General features: G+C 43.2%; 1 protein-coding gene. It reads left to right on the forward strand.

All coding sequences use genetic code 11. The annotated features are described in order from the left end of the window. Positions 1 to 1,328, forward strand: a 1,328-nt coding sequence (locus B7696_RS00005; protein WP_192856260.1) for a mucin-binding protein, incomplete at both ends; no start/stop codon positions are given.

The following is a 1,328-nucleotide window of genomic DNA, read 5'->3' on the forward strand; positions in this document are numbered from 1 at the left end:
CGTGTTCTCACAACAGATGAAGTGACAGGTAAGTCAGGTGAAGCCATTGCCTACAGCACAACAAGTCAAATCACAGAATTCAAGAAACAAGGCTACAACCTTGTTAGCGATGAATTCACAGCAGGTGGTGCGAAGGTTTATGACTACGATACAGCACGTGACCAAGTCTACACAGTAACCCTTTCAGAACGTGTTGAACCAGTTAACCCAGATAACCCAACCCCACAACCAAATACACCAGTCAATCCAGGACAACCAGATAGCCCACGTTGGCCAGGTACAGTTGAAAACTTGGATAACAAAGAAAGCGTTAGCCGTACCATCCATTATGTTTACGAAGATGGAAGCAAGGCTAAGGATGATGTGGTTGAAACACTGAACTTCAAACGTTGGAGCAATGTCAACTTGGTAACAGGTCATATTGACTTCCAAGACTGGACAACTAATGATGATACGTTTGATAAAGTAGTCTCTCCAACTATCGCAGGTTACACAGCGGATAAATCAGAAATCCCAGCTGTAAGCGGAGTGAAGGCTAAAGACCAAGACCGTGTTGAAACAGTCACTTACCGTAAGGATGCTCAAAAAGCTATTATCCGTTATGTAAGTACCAACGGTAACCGTGTTCTCACAACAGATGAAGTGACAGGTAAGTCAGGTGAAGCCATTGCCTACAGCACAACAAGTCAAATCACAGAATTCAAGAAACAAGGCTATAACCTTGTCAGCGATGAATTCACATCAGGTGGTGCGAAGGTTTATGACTACGATACAGCACGTGACCAAGTCTACACTGTAACCCTTTCAGAACGTGTTGAACCAGTTAACCCAGATAACCCAACTCCACAACCAAACACTCCAGTCAATCCAGGACAACCAGATAGCCCACGTTGGCCAGGAACAGTTGAAAACTTGGATAACAAGGAAAGTGTTAGCCGTACTATCCATTACGTTTACGAAGATGGAAGCAAGGCTAAGGATGATGTGGTTGAAACTCTAAACTTCAAACGTTGGAGCAATGTCAACTTGGTAACAGGTCATATCGACTTCCAAGACTGGACAACTAATGATGATACGTTTGATAAAGTGGTATCTCCAACTATCGCAGGTTACACAGCGGATAAATCAGAAATCCCAGCTGTAAGTGGAGTGAAGGCTAAAGATCAAGACCGTGTTGAAACAGTTACTTATCGTAAGGATGCTCAAAAAGCTATTATCCGTTATGTAAGTACCAACGGTAACCGTGTTCTCACAACAGATGAAGTGACAGGTAAGTCAGGTGAAGCCATTGCCTACAGCACAACAAGTCAAATCACAGAATTCAAGAA

This window comes from Streptococcus mitis (assembly GCF_002096815.1).
In the GTDB taxonomy this organism is placed as follows: domain Bacteria; phylum Bacillota; class Bacilli; order Lactobacillales; family Streptococcaceae; genus Streptococcus; species Streptococcus mitis_AD.